The organism is Gemella haemolysans, assembly GCF_012273215.1.
In the GTDB taxonomy this organism is placed as follows: Bacteria; Bacillota; Bacilli; order Staphylococcales; family Gemellaceae; genus Gemella; species Gemella haemolysans_A.
This window is the reverse complement of the sequence record NZ_CP050965.1, coordinates 1,754,494-1,772,500: the sequence shown is the minus strand read 5'-3', so window position 1 is coordinate 1,772,500 and position 18,007 is coordinate 1,754,494. Positions and strand designations below refer to the sequence as shown.

Below are 18,007 nucleotides of genomic sequence, written 5' to 3'. Positions count from 1 at the left end.
TGCTTTGCACGCAGGAGGTCAGCGGTTCGATCCCGCTAGGCTCCACCATTTTTGAACAATGAAAACTGAATATATATATTAGATCAAAAATAATTTTCTATAAATTAAAAACAGATTTACAAAACCGAGAAAAGTAAGTAAGTTGTAAAACTTATTCACAAAGAGTTCAAGGAAAAGAACGAAGCGTAAAAGCTACACACGATTAAGTAGTAAAGGGCGCACGGAGGATGCCTTGGCACTAGGAGCCGATGAAGGACGTGACAAACGACGAAATGCTACGGGGAGCTGTAAGTAAGCAAAGAGCCGTAGATATCCGAATGGGGGAACCCACCGCTTTTAAAAGGGCGGTACGCGAAAGCGAGGTAACGCAGGGAACTGAAACATCTAAGTACCTGTAGGAAGAGAAAGAAAAATCGATTTCCTTAGTAGCGGCGAGCGAAAAGGAAGGAGCCCAAACCAATGTGCTTGCATATTGGGGTTGTAGGACTCTCAATAAATCGTATGACGAAGTATAGTAGAACAAGCTGGAAAGTTAGACCGTAGAAGGTAAAAGTCCTGTATACGAAATGCTAAGTTGGCGAGAGAGAGCACCTGAGTACGGCGGAACACGAGGAATTCCGTCGGAATCTACCAGGACCATCTGGTAAGGCTAAATACTACCTAGTGACCGATAGTGAACCAGTACCGTGAGGGAAAGGTGAAAAGAACCCCGGGAGGGGAGTGAAAGAGAACCTGAAACCGTGTGCTTACAAGTAGTCAGAGCCCTTTCGGGGGTGATGGCGTGCCTTTTGTAGAATGAACCGGCGAGTTACTTTATCATGCGAGGTTAAGTGGAAGACATGGAGCCGAAGCGAAAGCGAGTCTTAATAGGGCGAGATAGTATGATGGAGTAGACCCGAAACCAAGTGATCTACCCATGGCCAGGTTGAAGTTTAGGTAACACTGAATGGAGGACCGAACCAGGACACGTTGAAAAGTGTTTGGATGAGCTGTGGGTAGCGGAGAAATTCCAATCGAACTTGGAAATAGCTGGTTCTCTCCGAAATAGCTTTAGGGCTAGCCTCGTTGTGAGTTTACTGGAGGTAGAGCACTGTTTGGACTAGGGGCCCATCCCGGGTTACCGAATTCAGACAAACTCCGAATGCCAGATAAATATCAACGGGAGTCAGACTGCGGGTGATAAGGTTCGTAGTCGAAAGGGAAACAGCCCAGACCGCCAGCTAAGGTCCCAAATTGTATGTTAAGTGGAAAAGGATGTGATGATGCACAGACAACCAGGATGTTGGCTTAGAAGCAGCCACCATTTAAAGAGTGCGTAATAGCTCACTGGTCGAGTGACATCGCGCCGAAAATGTACCGGGGCTAAACATACAACCGAAGCTGCGGATATAACTAATGTTATATGGTAGGAGAGCGTTCTAACATCATAGAAGCTGAGCTGTAAGGCGAGGTGGAGAGGTTAGAAGTGAGAATGCCGGTGTGAGTAGCGAAAGATAGGTGAGAATCCTATCCACCGAATGACTAAGGTTTCCAGAGGAAGGCTCGTCCGCTCTGGGTAAGTCGGGACCTAAGGTGAAGCCGAATGGTGAAGCCGATGGACAACAGGTAGAAATTCCTGTACCACCAAATATCGTTTGAGAGAAGTGGGGACAGAGGAGGCTAATTGATCGTCCTGATGGAATAGGACGTCTAAGCACAAAGGTTGAGTAGTAGGCAAATCCGCTGCTCATAAGACTGAAGTGTGATGGGGAGCGAAATATAGTAGCGAAGTCAATGAAGCCAAACTCTCAAGAAAAGCCGCTATCGAGATAAGAGGTGCCCGTACCGCAAACCGACACAGGTAGTTGGGAAGAGAATTCTAAGGTGAGCGAGAGAACCATCGTTAAGGAACTCGGCAAAATGACCCCGTAACTTCGGGAGAAGGGGTGCCTACGAGAGTAGGCCGCAGTGAATAGGCCCAAGCGACTGTTTAACAAAAACACAGGTCTCTGCAAAACCGTAAGGTGAAGTATAGGGGCTGACGCCTGCCCGGTGCTGGAAGGTTAAGAGGAGTGCTTAGCGTAAGCGAAGGTATGAATTGAAGCCCCAGTAAACGGCGGCCGTAACTATAACGGTCCTAAGGTAGCGAAATTCCTTGTCGGGTAAGTTCCGACCCGCACGAAAGGCGTAACGATTTGGGCACTGTCTCAACGATGGACTCGGTGAAATCATAGTACCTGTGAAGATGCAGGTTACCCGCGACAGGACGGAAAGACCCCATGGAGCTTTACTGTAGCTTGATATTGAATTTTGATGCAGTATGTACAGGATAGGTAGGAGCCTAAGAATCATGCACGCCAGTGTATGAGGAGGCGTTGTTGGGATACTACCCTTGCTGTATTGAAATTCTAACCCTCGGCATAGAAAACCGGGAGACAGTGTCAGGTGGGCAGTTTGACTGGGGCGGTCGCCTCCCAAAGAGTAACGGAGGCGTTCAAAGGTTCCCTCAGAATGGTTGGAAATCATTTGCAGAGTGTAAAGGCACAAGGGAGCTTGACTGTGAGACTTACAAGTCGAGCAGGTGCGAAAGCAGGACTTAGTGATCCGGTGGTTCCGCATGGAAGGGCCATCGCTCAACGGATAAAAGCTACCCTGGGGATAACAGGCTTATCTCCCCCAAGAGTCCACATCGACGGGGAGGTTTGGCACCTCGATGTCGGCTCATCGCATCCTGGGGCTGTAGTCGGTCCCAAGGGTTGGGCTGTTCGCCCATTAAAGCGGTACGCGAGCTGGGTTCAGAACGTCGTGAGACAGTTCGGTCCCTATCCGTCGTGGGCGTAGGAAATTTGAGAGGAGCTGTCCTTAGTACGAGAGGACCGGGATGGACGTATCAATGGTGTACCAGTTGTCACGCCAGTGGCATAGCTGGGTAGCTAAATACGGAAGGGATAAGAGCTGAAAGCATCTAAGCATGAAGCCCCCCTCGAGATGAGATTTCCCACGGATATTAAGACCCCTTGAAGACGACAAGGAGAATAGGTTAGGAGTGTAAGCACGGTAACGTGTTCAGCTGACTAATACTAATAGGTCGAGGACTTAATCAAGTGAAAGTTCTTTGAAAGTAACTGTTGACAAAAAGAAAAAAGATGATATAATATGTATATGAAGTTTTCGTCTGGTGGCGATAGCGAAGAGGACACACCTGTACCCATACCGAACACAGAAGTTAAGCTCTTTAGCGTCGAATGTAGTTGGGCTTACGCCCTGTGAGACTAGAACGTTGCCAGGCAACAGTGAGAGCTTTCCTTTTGGAAGGTTCTTTTTTTTATTTGATTTTTATTAATATGAATAAAATAGTATATAAATTTAATTGATAAAAAGAAGAACTACCTAACATGTGTTTGTTAAGTAGTTCTTTTATTTTATTATTTTTTTGTTCTATGGATATATGGTTTTCGTTCAGCTGGTTTAATCTCACCCATGATTGAGTAAATATTGTTATTAGTGGCTAGCAATGCATGTCCACAAGGTGCTTCGAAAGGAATTTCTCCTAATTGATACCAGCGATTTTCTTTCAAGTTATATACTAATTCTTTTTTATTCCACTTATAATCACTTACAGGACGTCTGAAGTATGCATCGCGATATTTTGCGTGATCTTCACCTTGTAATGTTGTTAAGTTAAATACTGCGTCTTTCCAAACATCTTTATTGAAACCACCGATTGCTAGAAGTTCATGGTCGTTTAATGGAGCCCAATCAGCACCTAATAGAGATACTTCTTCATTATCGATTAATACATCAGCTAGCTGAGTCCATTCTTTTGTTTCTAAGTTAAGTTTAAAGCCATCGTTATAAGTTTCACCAGCACCGCCACCGTATACATAAAGTTCATTATTGTATACGTAGCTTACAGCTTGATTACGTAATTTCCCAGGAAATTCTGAAATTACTTCAAATTTCTTAGTTGCTAAATCATATGCATAAAGTTCATTATTATTTGATCCGTTAATAGATCCAATACCAAAGTATAGTTTATTATTGTAAACTTTTGCGATAACATTTTCTACAGTAAGTGGAAGAGTGTCGACTACTTCAACTTTTAATTTGTTATAAACAACAGTGAATGCTAAAATTTCTGATGATGTTTCAGTTTTATTCGCGATGTAGTATAAAGTGTCGTTATGTACTGCACTTGGTCCATATGCTAAAGGATAGTCGAATTGAATTTGATCTAATAGTGTTACTCCTTCAGACGTTTCTTCATATAGATATACATCTTTATGATTTACTTTGACTCCTCCATCTACAGGTAGTCCACCTGGGAAGTTAGCTCCACCACCGAAGATTAGTTTATTACCTAATACTCCTTTAACTAATCCTGCTGTACCTATATTATTTTCGTAGCCTTTTTGAGCCGCTACAGTAGCTATATTTGTCCAATTTAATTGTGTACACATATTTTGTACCTCCCTATTTTAAATTTTAAAATCAAACGCTTACATCGATGTGTTTATTTTAGTGGGAGGGTTCGACTAGAGATGATAGTTTAGTCGACAGCCACTCCCACTTTATTAATTATTTAAAGTCTGCTTCTTTATCTACTAGTACATAAACACTAGGGTGATTTTTTAGAACGGTACAAGGAATATTTTCAGTTATTTCCTCACCTTCTATTAAACTTTTTATCGCTTGTTGTTTTGCTTTTCCAAACGCTAATAAGATAATATGTTTTGCGCGCATAATGTCTTTAATTCCCATTGTTACAGCTTGTTTTGGTACTAGGTTAATATCGTTATTAAAGAATCTAGAGTTTGCTTCGATTGTTTCTTGTTTTAAATCAACAACGTGTACTCCAGCTTCAAATGATGTTCCTGGTTCATTAAAACCAATGTGTCCATTAGATCCAACACCAAGGATCTGGACATCGATTTGTGTGTTATTTAGCTCTTCTTGATATGATTTAAGAGCTTTTTCTAAGTCTTCAGCACTAGCATCAGGAACGTGTGTATTTTCTTTATTTATATCAACATGATCGAATAAATTAGTATCCATGAATTTATGATAACTTTCAGGGTGATCATAGCTAATTCCAACATACTCATCTAAGTTATAAGATTTAATATTTTTATAGCTAAAGTTTCCAGCTTTATAATCAGCGATCATCTCTTCGTATAAATCTGTTGGAGTTGATCCAGTCGCAAGTCCTAATGTTGAATTTTCATCTATTAAACTTTTAATAATTTTATATGCTTCTTGTGAAGCTTCTTTTTTAGAATTAAAAACTAAATATTTCATATTGTTACTCCTTATTTATTAATCTTCTTTTTTATAAACTTCTTTACCACGCGCGAATGTTGTTAGTACTTCGTATTCAGGACTAATAACAACAACATCAGCATCGTAACCTACTTTAAGTTTACCTTTACGATCGGCAAAACCTAACATTTCAGCAGGGTTTTTTGTACAAGAGTTAATTGCTGCATCAACTGGTACTAAAGCATCTTCTATTAAGACGCGTAGACCATCGATAACTCTAAGTGTAGAACCTGCAAGACGACCATCGTCACGGTGAGCACTACCATCTTCATATATTTCCATATTTTCTCCACCGAAGATGTAAGAGCCACGGCCACAACCTTTTGCACAAAGAGAGTCAGTAATCATAATTCCATGATCACGCCCTTTTGCTGTGAAATATGTGTTAAGAGCATCTGTAGTAGAGTGGATACCGTCGCAAATAATTTCTCCATATGCATCACGCGCACGTAGAGCAAATCCTACTTGACCACCATCGCGGTGATGGAAACCAACCATACCGTTATAAACGTGAGTCTGAGATGACGCACCATTGGCGAATGCAAGATAACTTTCTTTATAATTACAAGCTGAGTGACCTAAACTTACACGAATACCTTGGTTTACTAAATATTTAGTAAGCTTATAATCAACATCTTTTTCACAAGCGATAGTAATAAGTTTAATTAAGTTTTTACTAGCTGCTTGGAATTTTTTAAATTGTTCAACACTTGGTGTTTGAATACAACTTAACGGTTGAGCACCACGTTTTTCTACATCAAGATAAGGTCCTTCGAAGTGAATACCTAAGATTTCAGCTCCTTCATATCCTTCTTCGTATACTTTAGCAACATTAGCGACAGCTTTTAGAAGAACTTCTTCAGTTTGTGTAATTGTAGTAGGTAAGAATGATGTTACACCTTCAGAAACGACATTTTTTGTCCAATTACGAAGTCCCTCTTCATTAACATCATTAGTATCATAACCGTAAGCACCATGTGTATGAACATCTATAAATCCAGGTAAAACACGGTTAGTTCCAAAATCATAATCTACTTTTTCGAATGCATTGTAGTCATAAACGGCAGTTATTTTTTTATCTTCTATTTCTAAAATAAGAGGAAGAAATTGTCCGCTCGACCAAACTTTTTTACTTTTTATTAACATAATAGCACCCCTTTATTCATAAAAATCTATCCTTTAAATTTAATGTGTTAAATTTCGTTAACTTAATTTTAACACTTTTTAAATAGGTTTGTAAAGTGTTAAAGTAAAAGTTTTCAAAATTAATTTAAAGGTGTTTTTGATATTTTTTATAGAATGATGAGTGTGTGTCGTTTAAATTAAATAATTTAAGGTGTTATATTGAAGTGAAAGAAGAAAAAGGTATTGTATACATGATTTCTGCATTATATTAAAATAAATTATATAAGATACTTACTATTGACTTTCTTCACAAGAGGAATATAATAATATGTGAGAATTATATTACTGATTTTATAGAAGTGATATAATTTCAATTATTTATAAGAGGGTATAAAAATGGATAAATCAAGATTGACTTTTCTTGGTGTAATAATAACTATTGGAATAATATTTGGAGACATAGGGACCTCGGTACTTTATGTAATGAAATCATTCGTCCGTAGTAGTGATGCTATGATGAGTGAAAATCTCGTATTAGGATTCGTTAGTTTAATATTTTGGGTAATGACCTTACAGACGACGACTAAATATGTATTAATCGCATTAAAGGCGGATAACCATGGTGAAGGTGGAGTATTCTCATTATTTGCTTTAATAAAAAATAAAACTAAACGAGGAGTTGTTCTCTTAGCGATGATAGGCGGAGCAACACTTCTTGCGGACGGAATAATAACACCAGCAATTACAGTGACATCAGCTGTTGAGGGATTACATGATATAATCCCAGCTATAAACACAAATGATGTGATAATTCTAGTATTGATAATTTTTATCTTTATCTTTTCATTTCAAAGATTTGGAACGAAAAAGATAGGATCGCTATTTGGTCCTATAATGAGTTTATGGTTTTTATCTCTATTTTTCTGGGGAATAAAATCAATAGGTACTAGACCAGAAATATTAAAAGCTATTAATCCAAAATACGCATTTAATTTATTAATTACATACCCAGGAGTATTCGTCTTATTAGGGGCGGTATTTTTATGTGTATCAGGTGCAGAGGATTTATATGTGGACTTAGGTCACTGTGGACGAAAAAATGTTAGAATGGCTTGGTTTGCGGTTAAAGTATGTTTACTTGCGAATTATTTCGGTCAAGCAGCGTATTTATTATCGACAAATTACAGTTCAGAAAAAAATCCATTCTTTGCGATAGTTCCAGAGAGTTTTGTAGTATTTCAAGTAATACTAGCAACATTAGCTGCGATAATAGCGAGTCAAAGTTTAATAACAGGATCTTTCACATTAATCTCAGAGGCGATAAAACTAAACCTATTCCCAAAATTAATAATAAAATATCCGACAGAATTAAAAGGACAGGTTTATGTATCTGCGGTTAATATAATACTATTTATCTGCAGTAGCTGTGTCGTAATATTCTTTAGAACAAGTAGTAATATGGAAGCAGCGTACGGTTTAAGTATTAGTATAACAATGTTTGTAACTACATTATTATTAAGTATTTACTTGTACAAAGTTAAAGCTAAAAAAATATTTGCTGTAATCTTCTTAATGTTTTTTGGAATAGAAGAATTATTCTTCTTATATGCGAATAGTTTAAAATTTGTAAATGGTGGATACATTACGGTATTCATAGCGTTACTAATATTTATAATTATGTTTATCTGGTATAGAGGAACAGAGATAAAAGAGAGAGAAAGTCAATATTTAACTGTGAAAAATTATACAAAACAATTACTTCAGTTAAGTATGGATAAAAGTGTACCGAAATATGCAACAAACTTAGTATACTTAACAGGTGCGAAAAGAGAAGAAGATGTGGATTATGCAGTATTGTACTCTATATTAAACAAACAACCGAAAAGGGCGAATGTCTACTTTTTCGTACATATTAACGTTATAGATAAACCATATAAAAGAGAGTATAAAGTTACTAAATTTAGCGACAAAAAAATACTTAAAATCACTTTTAACTTAGGATTTAGAGAACACCAAAGAGTAAATATGTTTATGCATCAAGTAATAGATGATTTGTTGATGAATAAAGAATTAGAACTACAACCTACTAAGTACAACTTAAGAGGTAAAGCTGAGACGGTCGGAGACTTTAGATTCGTACTGATTGAAGAGGTACTAGGTAATAGTAACGGTTTATCATCATTCGATAACTTCATTATGGGACTAAGATTAAAACTGAAAAAAATAACGGTAACCCCGGAAAAATGGTTTGGATTAGATACTAGTGTTATAACGAAAGAAGCGGTACCGTTAAATGTAGTGCAGACTAAGGTGAAAAGATTAACAAGAATTCAATAATAAAAAACAGACTTAGAGTAAGTAAATGTAAAAAAAGAATTACATTACTTATGAAAAGTCTGATTTTTTGTTTTACTTTTGTGTTAGCCTCGAAAAAGGAATATTGTTAATAATTTTCTTCTAATTTCCTAAACTCGTCTCTAGTATGTTGGGGTAAACTTTTACCATAGTCCATCATAAGGACGATGTCTTTAAATGCCGCTTTTGGAATAGCTAAGCGCTCTATATCTTCAACACCAACATCCAGATTTATATCTTCTATATGATTTGCTTTTAGTTTTTCAACGAAATCTGGTTCTGCAACAAATGGAGAAGATAAACCAATCATATCAGCATGTAAAATTGCAACTTCACATTTTTCCACAGTGTTGATTCCACCTGAAGCGATTAATGGTATTCTTCCATTTAAGTGTTTATAGACTATTTCGTTAATAAGTCTTCCTTGATGTGGACCTTCTGCTCGTACTGTATTTAGATAAATATTTTGTCCCCAGCTTGCGATTGCCATGTATGATAGTGGTACTCTTTCTAATAACCAGTCGGTAAGCTGATTAAATTCTTCTACAGTATAACCAACTTCTTCACCGCGAGTTTCTTCAGGTGTTGCACGATAACCGAAGATAAAGTCTGCTGGAGCTTCTTTTTTAATTACTTCATATACTTCTTCAAAAACTTCAAGGATGAAACGTGAGCGATTTTCTAGTGTATCTACTCCGTATTCATCGTGGCGTTCATTTGAGAAGGTAGAAAAGAATGTTTGTAGTAAAAGACGTTGAGCACTAGATATCTCAATACCATCGAAACCAGCTGCGATTGCACGACTTGCTGCACGCTTATAGTCTTCTTTTATTTTTTGTATATCTTCTATAGAAAGAGGATAAACGATGTGTTCTACAGGCGAGTTTAATTCCATATAACTTGGACCGACGGCGCGTTTGTTAGTAGTAACATAGTGATTAGCGAAACGACCTGCATGAGTAAGTTGCAAGATAGCTTTTGCTCCACCAGACTGCATAGCCTTCGCCATTTCAGTTAAACCTGGAATACATGCATCATCATGTACACTAAAACCATATTCAAAAAGTTGTCCTTCTAGATTTATATAAGCAGCGCCGGTAATTTGTAAGGGGGCTGTATTTTTTCGTCTTTTAGCGTAAAGAAGATCTTCTTCTGTAATGAAGCCTTCTGCGGTAGATGAGTTTGTAGTCATCGGAGAAAGAACAAAACGATTCTCAAGTTCTATTCCATTAGCCAGTTTAACAGGTGTTAATAATTTTGATTCCATAAAAAATACCTCTTTAAGTAATGTAAATAACATACAACTATACCAAAAAATATACAACAAGAAAAAATAATATAGAAAATAAACTGCTGATATTATCTAAAATTATGTAAATTAAAGGTAGATTCAGTAGATTAAGTTACCATAATTTTTTTATAAAAAATTTAAAGTAGTGGTGCTAGGTATGTGTACTTTTTCTGAAAATATGATATAATAAGTTCGTAATTTCAGAAAAGGTTTTCTTATAATTTATTATATCAGATTATTAAGTATATAAAAAGGTAAAAATAAATTGAAGAGTGTGAAATAAAATACTAAAAAGAAGAAAATAGATATTTGAAGTTATATAAAATAAGATAAAATATAAGAGGATAATACTATGAAACTTAGTATTTTAGATTATGCTATTGTGGATGAAGGGAAAACTGCATTAGAAGCTATAGAAGAGAGTACAGAATTAGCCCGTTTAGCTGAAAAACTAGGTTATAGTCGTTTTTGGATGGCTGAACATCATCAGGTACCAGCACTTGCGAGCAGTAGCCCAGAACTACTTATGTTGCACCTTTTACAAAATACAGAAAAAATACAAATAGGTACAGGTGGAATAATGATTCCTCATTATACACCATATAAAATTAGCGAATGGATTAAACTTCTTAGTGCACTATATCCAAATAGGGTGAATCTAGGAATAGGTAATAATCCTGGAACTAAAGTAGTTCAAAAACTGATGAATACGATGCCTATAACACGAGATGAATACAATGAAAGTTGTACAGAATTACTGGAGCTTCTTACGGGAAATGAAATATTAGTGCAACCACCAGAAGCAAAGGTTGGTCTAATGTGGTTACTATCAACTAGTGAGAAAAGTGCGAATCTAGCCGCAGAATTAGGGCAAAACTATGTTTATGGTCTATTCTTTAATCAAGCTGTAGATTATATAGAAACAGCAAAAAGATGTTTACAAACTTATCGTACTAAGATGATTGATCAACAAAAAACACCACAAGATATTGTCGCGGTATTTATAGCGATTGGAGAAGATGAACAAGAGGCGAAAGACTTGGTACGTTGTTTAGATGTATGGCTTCTTGGTAAGAAAGAATTTACAGAATTCGACAGATTTCCTAGTATAGAAACAGCAAAAGAGTATGAAATTGCTGAAATTGATAAAGAAAAAGTAGAAAAGAATAGAACACGTTTAGTTTGGGGTACGAAGGATGTTGTAGTAGAAAAACTTAGAGATTTAGCTACAGAATTAGAGTTGGAAGAACTTATGTGTATACCTTTAGTACCAACTATAGAAAGAAGAAAAAATATTATAGAGATTTTAGCAAAAGAGCTAATGGAAAAAGAGGAGAAAAATTAATGACTTGGAAGGCGATAGAGTTAGAAGAAAACAATGCCGAAAAATTAGCACAGTTAATAGAAGAAGCTGAGGCGATAGTCATAGGAATAGGAGCTGGAATGTCAGCTGCCGATGGATTTACTTATATTGGAGAAAGATTCACGAGTAACTTTAAAGATTTTGTAGAAAAATATAAATTTTTAGATATGTTACAGGCGAGCCTATTTGATTTCCCTAGTTCACAAGAATATTGGGCTTTTCAAAGTCGTTTTGTCTTATTAAATTACTTTGATCAACCTGTTGGGGCAAGTTACACTGCCTTAAAAAATATTCTAAAGGATAAAAACTATCACATTATTACGACTAATGCGGATAATGCGTTCGATGTTGCGGGGTATGATATGGATAAAGTTTTCCACATTCAAGGGAAGTACGGGCTTATGCAGTGCAGTAAACACTGTCATGCGAAGACATATCAAGATGAAGCATTAATGCGTAGACTTGCTGTGGAACAAGAAAATATGGAAGTTGACTATAGGTCTATTCCATTATGTCCAGAATGTGGAGCACCACTTGAGGTTAATAAGCGTAATGCTGAAAAGGGAATGGTAGAGGATCCAATCTTTTTTGAACATCTAGATAAGTATAATGAATTTTTAGAAAAAAATCGTGATAAGAAAACATTATTTATCGAAATAGGAGTAGGATTTACGACGCCTCAGTTTATAAAATATCCATTTTATAGAGAACTTGATAAAAATCCACAGGCGTTGATGATTACTATGAATCAGAAGAAATACCAATTCCCTGAAAGAATAGCTTCTAGGGTATTGTGGTTTAATCAAAATAGTAAAGATTTAACGTTAGAAGTGGAAGAGTTGTTGGAAAAAAGGAGGTGACTAAAAAATCGTGATTTCAAGAAACAAGATTTTGTCGAGTCACCTCCGTACAGTTTATTACATATCTAAAAAGCTTTTCTAAAGCGATTTTAGATATCAATAAACCACTGCGTCTATGAGTTTCCATATACACTTTGTTAAAATTTAGGTATTTTGGGTCAGCCCCGTAATAAATTTTCGGGTAGTGCGCATCAAGTGTATAACATAGGCTGTGAAGAAAATTCACTATGAGATTTTGTGATATTGCGGACCAAATTATATGAAAACTACAATAAAATATATTATTAGCTAAAAAATACATTAACAAAAATTAACAAATAAAGGAGAATAAATTATGTATTTAATAGAACCGATTAGAAACGGAAAATATTTACCAGATGGGGCTTTAGTAATGGCGATGCAAGTTTACGTGCTTAACAACATCGATATCGATGAGACTGTAATCTTCCCATATTACTGCGAACCAAAAGTAGAAATCGGATTATTCCAAAATGCTGAAACTGAAGTAAATCATGACTACATGAAAGAAAAAGATATTATCTTAGTACGTCGTGATACAGGTGGTGGTGCTGTATACGTTGATAACGGAGCTGTTAACGTATGTTTCTTAATGCCTGGGGATACAGATGTATATGGAAACTACAAAAAATTCTACCAACCAGCAGTAGACGTACTTCACAGCTTAGGAGCTACAGAAGTTGAACAAAGAGGACGTAACGACTTAACTGCTCGTGGTAAAAAAGTAAGTGGAGCTGCGATGACACTAGTACGTGGTAAAATTTACGGAGGATATTCATTACTTCTTGATGTAAACTACGAAGCGATGGTTAATGCCTTAACTCCAAACCGTAAAAAAATTGAATCAAAAGGTATTGAATCAGTAAGAGCGCGTGTAATGGGTATGCGTGAATTATTAAAACCTGAATATCAAAATGTAACAATCGATGAGTTCAAAAACTTAATCATCTGTGGATTAATGGGAATCGAAGATATTAAAGATGCGAAAAGATATGAACTTACTGATGAAGACTGGGCTGCAATTGAAAAATTAGCGGATGAAAAATATCGTAACTGGGATTGGAACTATGGGAAATCACCACGTTATAATTACAACCGTGATGCTCACCTTGCAATCGGAACTGTTGATTTCAGCTTAGAGGTTGAAGAAGGACGTATTACAAAAGCGAAAATCTACGGAGATTTCTTCGGAAAAGGAAATGTAGTTGATGTAGAAGAGAAATTAATCGGAGTAAGAGTTAAAGAAGAAGATTTACTAGAAGCATTAGGAAGCATTGATTTAACTCACTACTTCGGAAATGTAGAAGCGAAAGAATTAGTAGACTTAATCTTAAGTTAGTTTTACAAACTATGTAAAAGAGGTGTGAGTTTGTGGAAAAATTATTAACTCCCATAAAACTAGTAAACGGTGTTCAGTTAGAAAATAGGTTCGTGCTGTCGCCGATGACGACTAATTCTTCTACAAAAGATGGAATTATCACAAAAGAAGACTTGGATTATGCATTAAGACGTGCTAAGTCAGCACCACTACAGGTAACGGGTGCGGCTTATGTCGATGTTGATGGGCAGTTGTTCGAGTTTGGCTTCGGTGCACATGATGATAGTTGCATACCAGGACTTACTAAAATGGCAGATGCTATGCAAGATGCAGGAGCAAAGGCTATTTTGCAACTGACTTATTCAGGAGCGGGTGCTAATTACTACGGGGTACACCATAAGGTTTATGGACCGAGTAAGTTGAAGTTGCATCTTCCGTTTGAACATGAGGTAGAAGAGTTGTCTCATGAAATGATCAATGTGATTAAACAAAAATACAAAGATGCGACGAGAAGAGCGATACGCGCAGGCTTTGCAGGGATAGAAATATCAACCGCACAAAAGCTAATGCTACAGACCTTTTTCTCAACGGTATCGAATAAACGTCATGATGAATATGGTGTAGATTCATTGGAAAATAGAGCTAGGTTCATTCTTGAAGTGTTTGAAGCAGTGTATGAAGTTATAAAAGATGAAGCACCTGAGGATTTTATTCTAGGATATAGAGCAACCCCAGAAGAAACACGTGGTGCGATAATAGGTTATACTGTGGAAGAATTTAACCAACTTACAGATTGGATACTAGAAAGAGTGCCGTTGTCTTACATTGCGATAGCGAGTTGGGGGCAAAATATTTATCAAAATAAAGTTCGTGCTGAAGGACCTAACGAAGGTCGTTTGATAAATGAAGTAGTTCATGAACATCTTGCAGGGCGTGTTCCTTTGATGGCGACTGGTGGAATTAATAGTATAGAAAAAAGCCGTGAAGCTATTATGCACGCTGAGATGGTAGGTTTATCTAGCGTCTTTGTAGCTGAACCGGATTTTGTAGCTAAATTCCAAGAAAATCGTGAAGAAGACATTAATCTGGATGTAGGGGTGGAAGATATCGAAAGATTAGCGATTCCGAAAGCTGCATTTAAAGATATCGTGCTTATGATGGACTACGGTAAGAGTCTGCCAGAACACACGAGAGATGAATTTAGGAAATTAGAAGAAAATTACTAAGAAGATCGCCGCGATGTAGGGATGAAGTAGTAATTAAAGAATAAAAGACTATTAAGATGAAGCGGCTACTATTATCTAAGGGTTAACTTGTATAATAGTAGTCGTTTGTATTATGATGCTTTAGAAAATGAGGAGTGCTTATGTATTTAATAGAGCCGATAAGAAACGGACAATATATTTACGATGGGGCGGTAGCTTTAGCGATACAAGTACATGTTTTGAATAAATTAAACTTAGATGAGGATATAATATTTCCTTATTGTTGTAAACCAAAAGTACAGATTGGTCTTTTCCAAAATGCCGAAAAAGAGATTAATCATGAGTATATGAAATCTCATGGCATAACCCTTGTTAGACGTGATACAGGCGGGGGAACGGTATTTTTAGACGAAGGAGCTGTAAATATCTGCCTTATTATGAGTGGTGATAGTAATGTCTATGGTAATTTTAAAAAGTTCTATGAACCAGCGGTAAATATCCTCCGTGATCTAGGTGTGGGTGAGGTTGAACAAACAGGACGAAATGACCTTGTTGTCGATGGAAAGAAAGTAAGTGGAGCTGCGATGACTCTTGTTAATGGAAAAATTTACGGGGGATATACGCTACTTCTAGATGTCGATTATGATGCGATGGTCAATGTACTAAGACCTAATCGTAAGAAAATTGAGTCAAAAGGAATAGATTCGGTAAGAAGTAGAGTTACAGGTCTTAGAGAGCATTTAGATGAGGAATATAGAAACTTATCTGTAGTAGATTTTAAAGATTTATACCTATGCCGCCTGTTCAACTACGAGAAACTAGAAGATATAAAACGTTATGAATTGACAGAAGACGATTGGCGAGAGATTGACGAGTTGCTCGTTAAGAAATATCAAAACTGGGACTGGAACTACGGGAAATCACCACGCTATAATTACAATAGAGATGCTCGTCTTGGGATTGGGACTGTTGAATTCAATTTGGAAGTAGAAGCGGGACGAATTATAAAAGCTAAAATTTACGGAGACTTTTTTGGAAAAGGTAATGTCGGTGATGTCGAGGAGAGATTAATCGGGGTAAGGGTAAAAGAAGAAGACTTACTAGAAGTATTAGAAAGTATTGACTTAGGTCATTATTTCGGAAAAGTAGAAGCACAAGAATTAGTTGAGTTGATATTGAGTTAAGAAATAATAGCTAATTAAAAAGGTCAAGTGAGGATTAGCTTAGGTAATTTCTTGACATTAGAAGAATTATAATATTAAAATATAGATAAGTGAATTGGATGAGTATATTCACATATAAACACGAAAAGCAACTGAATTGCCCTTCAGTTGCTTTTTTATATGTATTAGCGTACTTGTTTTAGTAGGATAATAAATATTCATACGTAAAGTGAACTACATATGTCGTGCCTAAATAAGACTACTTGTTCTTGGGAGTGACTCAAAAATCGAGATTTCGAAGAAATAAATCGATTTTGTCGAGTCACCCCCGCACAGTTTATTAGATTTCAAATGAGCTTGTGTAAAGCGATTTTTGAAATCAATAAACCACTGCGTCTAACTATGAAATTAAATACTTTGTAAAAGTCTGTACTTGGTACAAGTAGTCTAGTACTATCAGTTTTGAAAGTAAAGGATAGTATTAATTAGTTTTTATTAAACTAATTGAAAGTTAATATCACTTTTATTATTATTTTAGTTGATTTTTAATCTTGTAAAATGTATAATATACCCTTGGGTAAAAATCGGTGACGAAATAAGGTCATCGATACTTAGAAAAAATTATAAAATATAGAAAGAGGTTGTAAAATGAAAAAATTAGCAAAAGCTTTATGGATTGAAAAAAGCGAAGGTGTATACATTATTGGACCAACTGCAGAATTACAAGATGATGTTGGTACTGTAGGATTCGTAGAATTCTCAAGAAAAGAAAAATTAGAAAAAGATGATGTTATCTTACGTTTAGAAGCATCAAAAACTGTATTGGACATCAACACTCCATTAGCAGGGGACGTTATAGAATACAACAAAAAAGCTGAAGAAGAGCCAACAGTTTTAAACTCAGCTGATCCAAAAGAATCTTGGATTGTTAAATTAACAAACGTTGATGAAGCTGAATTTAACAAATTTGTAGAATACAAATAATAACTTTGGTTATACAATAGATTCGAAGTATGAGGATTTCCTTATACTTCGAATTTTTTGTTTCGGCAAGGCTGAGCCCCAATATAACCTTTTGAAATAGCTATTAGATAGTACGTATTAGAAATTATATTTTAGAAAATGAGTTAATAAGAAGATAGGTGAAAAAGCTTAGTCAGAGCTTGAAAAAATAAGCTAAATATAGTAATATAGAGTGGTATGTAATAACTTTCTGGCTATATTGTAGCGAGGAAGTTTTACTAAAATGGAAAATATTTATAAAAAGAAAGAGAGATTAAAAGACTATGGGTCGTAAATGGAATAATATTAAAGAAAAAAAAGCGGCAAAAGACGCTAACACTAGTAAGATTTATGCTAAGTTTGGACGTGAAATTTACCAAGCGGCAAAAACTGGAGAACCAGATCCAGAAAGTAACAGAAATCTAAAAGTAGTTTTAGAAAGAGCGAAAACTTACCGTGTTCCTAAAAACATTATTGACCGTGCTATTGAAAAAGCAAAAGGTGGAAGTGAAGAAAACTACGATGAACTACGTTATGAAGGTTTCGGTGTAAGTGGAACAATGGTTATTATCGATACACTTACAAATAACGTTAACCGTACAGCAGCTGAAGTACGTACAGCATTAGGTAAAAACGGAGGTAACTTAGGTGTTACTGGTTCTGTTAACTACATGTTCGACAACACTGCAGTTATCGGTGTTGAAGGTAAAAGTGCAGATGAATTATTAGAAATTCTTATGGAAGCTGATATCGATGCTCGTGATATTATCGAAGAAGATGAGTTAACATTAGTATATGGTGAACCAGAAAACTTCCACGAAATCCAAGAAGCTCTTAAAGCAGCTGGAATCGAAGAATTTGAAGTTGCAGAAATTTCAATGATTCCTCAAAACGAAGTAACATTAAGCGAAGAAGATAAAGCTAAATTTGAAAGAATGTTAGAAATGCTTGACGATTGTGAAGATGTTCAACAAGTTTACCACAACGTTGACTTAGAAGCCTAGGTGAA

12 protein-coding genes, 1 tRNA gene and 2 rRNA genes (1 of these 15 cut by a window edge) are annotated in these 18,007 nt (G+C 36.1%); 11 read left to right on the top strand and 4 right to left on the bottom strand.

Features of this window, described 5'->3' with window-relative positions; translation table 11 throughout:
- The 3 genes from FOC48_RS08345 to rrf all read left to right on the top strand — a co-directional run.
- Window positions 1-48, top strand: a tRNA-Ala gene (locus FOC48_RS08345) (it extends 28 nt beyond the left edge of the window).
- A gap of 152 nt (window positions 49-200) precedes the next feature.
- Window positions 201-3,083, top strand: a 23S ribosomal RNA gene (locus tag FOC48_RS08340).
- Between the two features lie 70 nt (window positions 3,084-3,153).
- A 5S ribosomal RNA gene (rrf, locus tag FOC48_RS08335) occupies window positions 3,154-3,268 on the top strand.
- 136 nt (window positions 3,269-3,404) lie between these two features.
- Here the strand turns inward: rrf and FOC48_RS08330 are convergent.
- The 3 genes from FOC48_RS08330 to nagA all read right to left on the bottom strand — a co-directional run bounded on the left by FOC48_RS08330 (window position 3,405) and on the right by nagA (window position 6,444).
- Window positions 3,405-4,439, bottom strand: coding sequence for a cyclically-permuted mutarotase family protein (locus FOC48_RS08330; RefSeq protein WP_003147652.1), 1,035 nt, complete (start codon window positions 4,437-4,439; stop codon window positions 3,405-3,407).
- 118 nt (window positions 4,440-4,557) lie between these two features.
- Window positions 4,558-5,277, bottom strand: a complete 720-nt coding sequence (nagB, locus tag FOC48_RS08325; RefSeq protein WP_003147653.1) for a glucosamine-6-phosphate deaminase — start codon at window positions 5,275-5,277, stop codon at window positions 4,558-4,560.
- Window positions 5,278-5,295: 18 nt separating this feature from the next.
- Window positions 5,296-6,444 (bottom strand): N-acetylglucosamine-6-phosphate deacetylase, encoded by a 1,149-nt coding sequence (gene nagA / locus FOC48_RS08320; protein WP_003147654.1) that lies wholly within the window; start codon window positions 6,442-6,444, stop codon window positions 5,296-5,298.
- A gap of 375 nt (window positions 6,445-6,819) precedes the next feature.
- Here nagA and FOC48_RS08315 point away from each other — a divergent pair, with 375 nt between their 5' ends.
- A complete protein-coding gene (locus FOC48_RS08315) occupies window positions 6,820-8,760 on the top strand; it encodes a KUP/HAK/KT family potassium transporter (protein WP_003147655.1) in 1,941 nt (646 codons plus the stop codon).
- Between the two features lie 106 nt (window positions 8,761-8,866).
- Here the strand turns inward: FOC48_RS08315 and FOC48_RS08310 are convergent, their stop codons facing one another.
- Window positions 8,867-10,045 carry an NADH-dependent flavin oxidoreductase gene (locus FOC48_RS08310; RefSeq protein ID WP_003147656.1) on the bottom strand — a complete coding sequence of 393 codons (1,179 nt, stop codon included), beginning with the start codon at window positions 10,043-10,045 and terminating at the stop codon, window positions 8,867-8,869.
- A gap of 376 nt (window positions 10,046-10,421) precedes the next feature.
- Between FOC48_RS08310 and FOC48_RS08305 the strand changes: the two genes are divergently transcribed.
- From FOC48_RS08305 to FOC48_RS08275, 7 genes are all read left to right on the top strand, one after another.
- Window positions 10,422-11,414 (top strand): MsnO8 family LLM class oxidoreductase, encoded by a 993-nt coding sequence (locus FOC48_RS08305; RefSeq protein ID WP_003147657.1) that lies wholly within the window; start codon window positions 10,422-10,424, stop codon window positions 11,412-11,414.
- Window positions 11,414-12,292 carry an SIR2 family NAD-dependent protein deacylase gene (locus FOC48_RS08300; RefSeq protein ID WP_003147658.1) on the top strand — a complete coding sequence of 293 codons (879 nt, stop codon included), beginning with the start codon at window positions 11,414-11,416 and terminating at the stop codon, window positions 12,290-12,292. Before FOC48_RS08305 ends, FOC48_RS08300 begins: the two co-directional genes overlap by 1 nt.
- 334 nt (window positions 12,293-12,626) lie before the next feature.
- On the top strand, window positions 12,627-13,649 hold the full coding sequence (locus tag FOC48_RS08295) for a lipoate--protein ligase (RefSeq protein ID WP_003147659.1): 1,023 nt from the start codon (window positions 12,627-12,629) through the stop codon (window positions 13,647-13,649).
- A gap of 32 nt (window positions 13,650-13,681) precedes the next feature.
- Entirely contained in the window at window positions 13,682-14,854 is a 1,173-nt protein-coding gene (locus tag FOC48_RS08290; RefSeq protein WP_003147660.1) for an NADH-dependent flavin oxidoreductase, read from the top strand.
- A gap of 140 nt (window positions 14,855-14,994) precedes the next feature.
- The gene (locus FOC48_RS08285; protein ID WP_003147661.1) at window positions 14,995-16,017 is read left to right on the top strand and encodes a lipoate--protein ligase; all 1,023 of its coding nucleotides are present in this window, start codon (window positions 14,995-14,997) and stop codon (window positions 16,015-16,017) included.
- A 627-nt stretch (window positions 16,018-16,644) separates the two neighbouring features.
- The gene (locus FOC48_RS08280; RefSeq protein WP_003147662.1) at window positions 16,645-16,980 is read left to right on the top strand and encodes a glycine cleavage system H family protein; all 336 of its coding nucleotides are present in this window, start codon (window positions 16,645-16,647) and stop codon (window positions 16,978-16,980) included.
- A 302-nt stretch (window positions 16,981-17,282) separates the two neighbouring features.
- Window positions 17,283-18,002 carry a YebC/PmpR family DNA-binding transcriptional regulator gene (locus tag FOC48_RS08275; protein WP_003144482.1) on the top strand — a complete coding sequence of 240 codons (720 nt, stop codon included), beginning with the start codon at window positions 17,283-17,285 and terminating at the stop codon, window positions 18,000-18,002.
- Window positions 18,003-18,007: the final 5 nt, after the last annotated feature.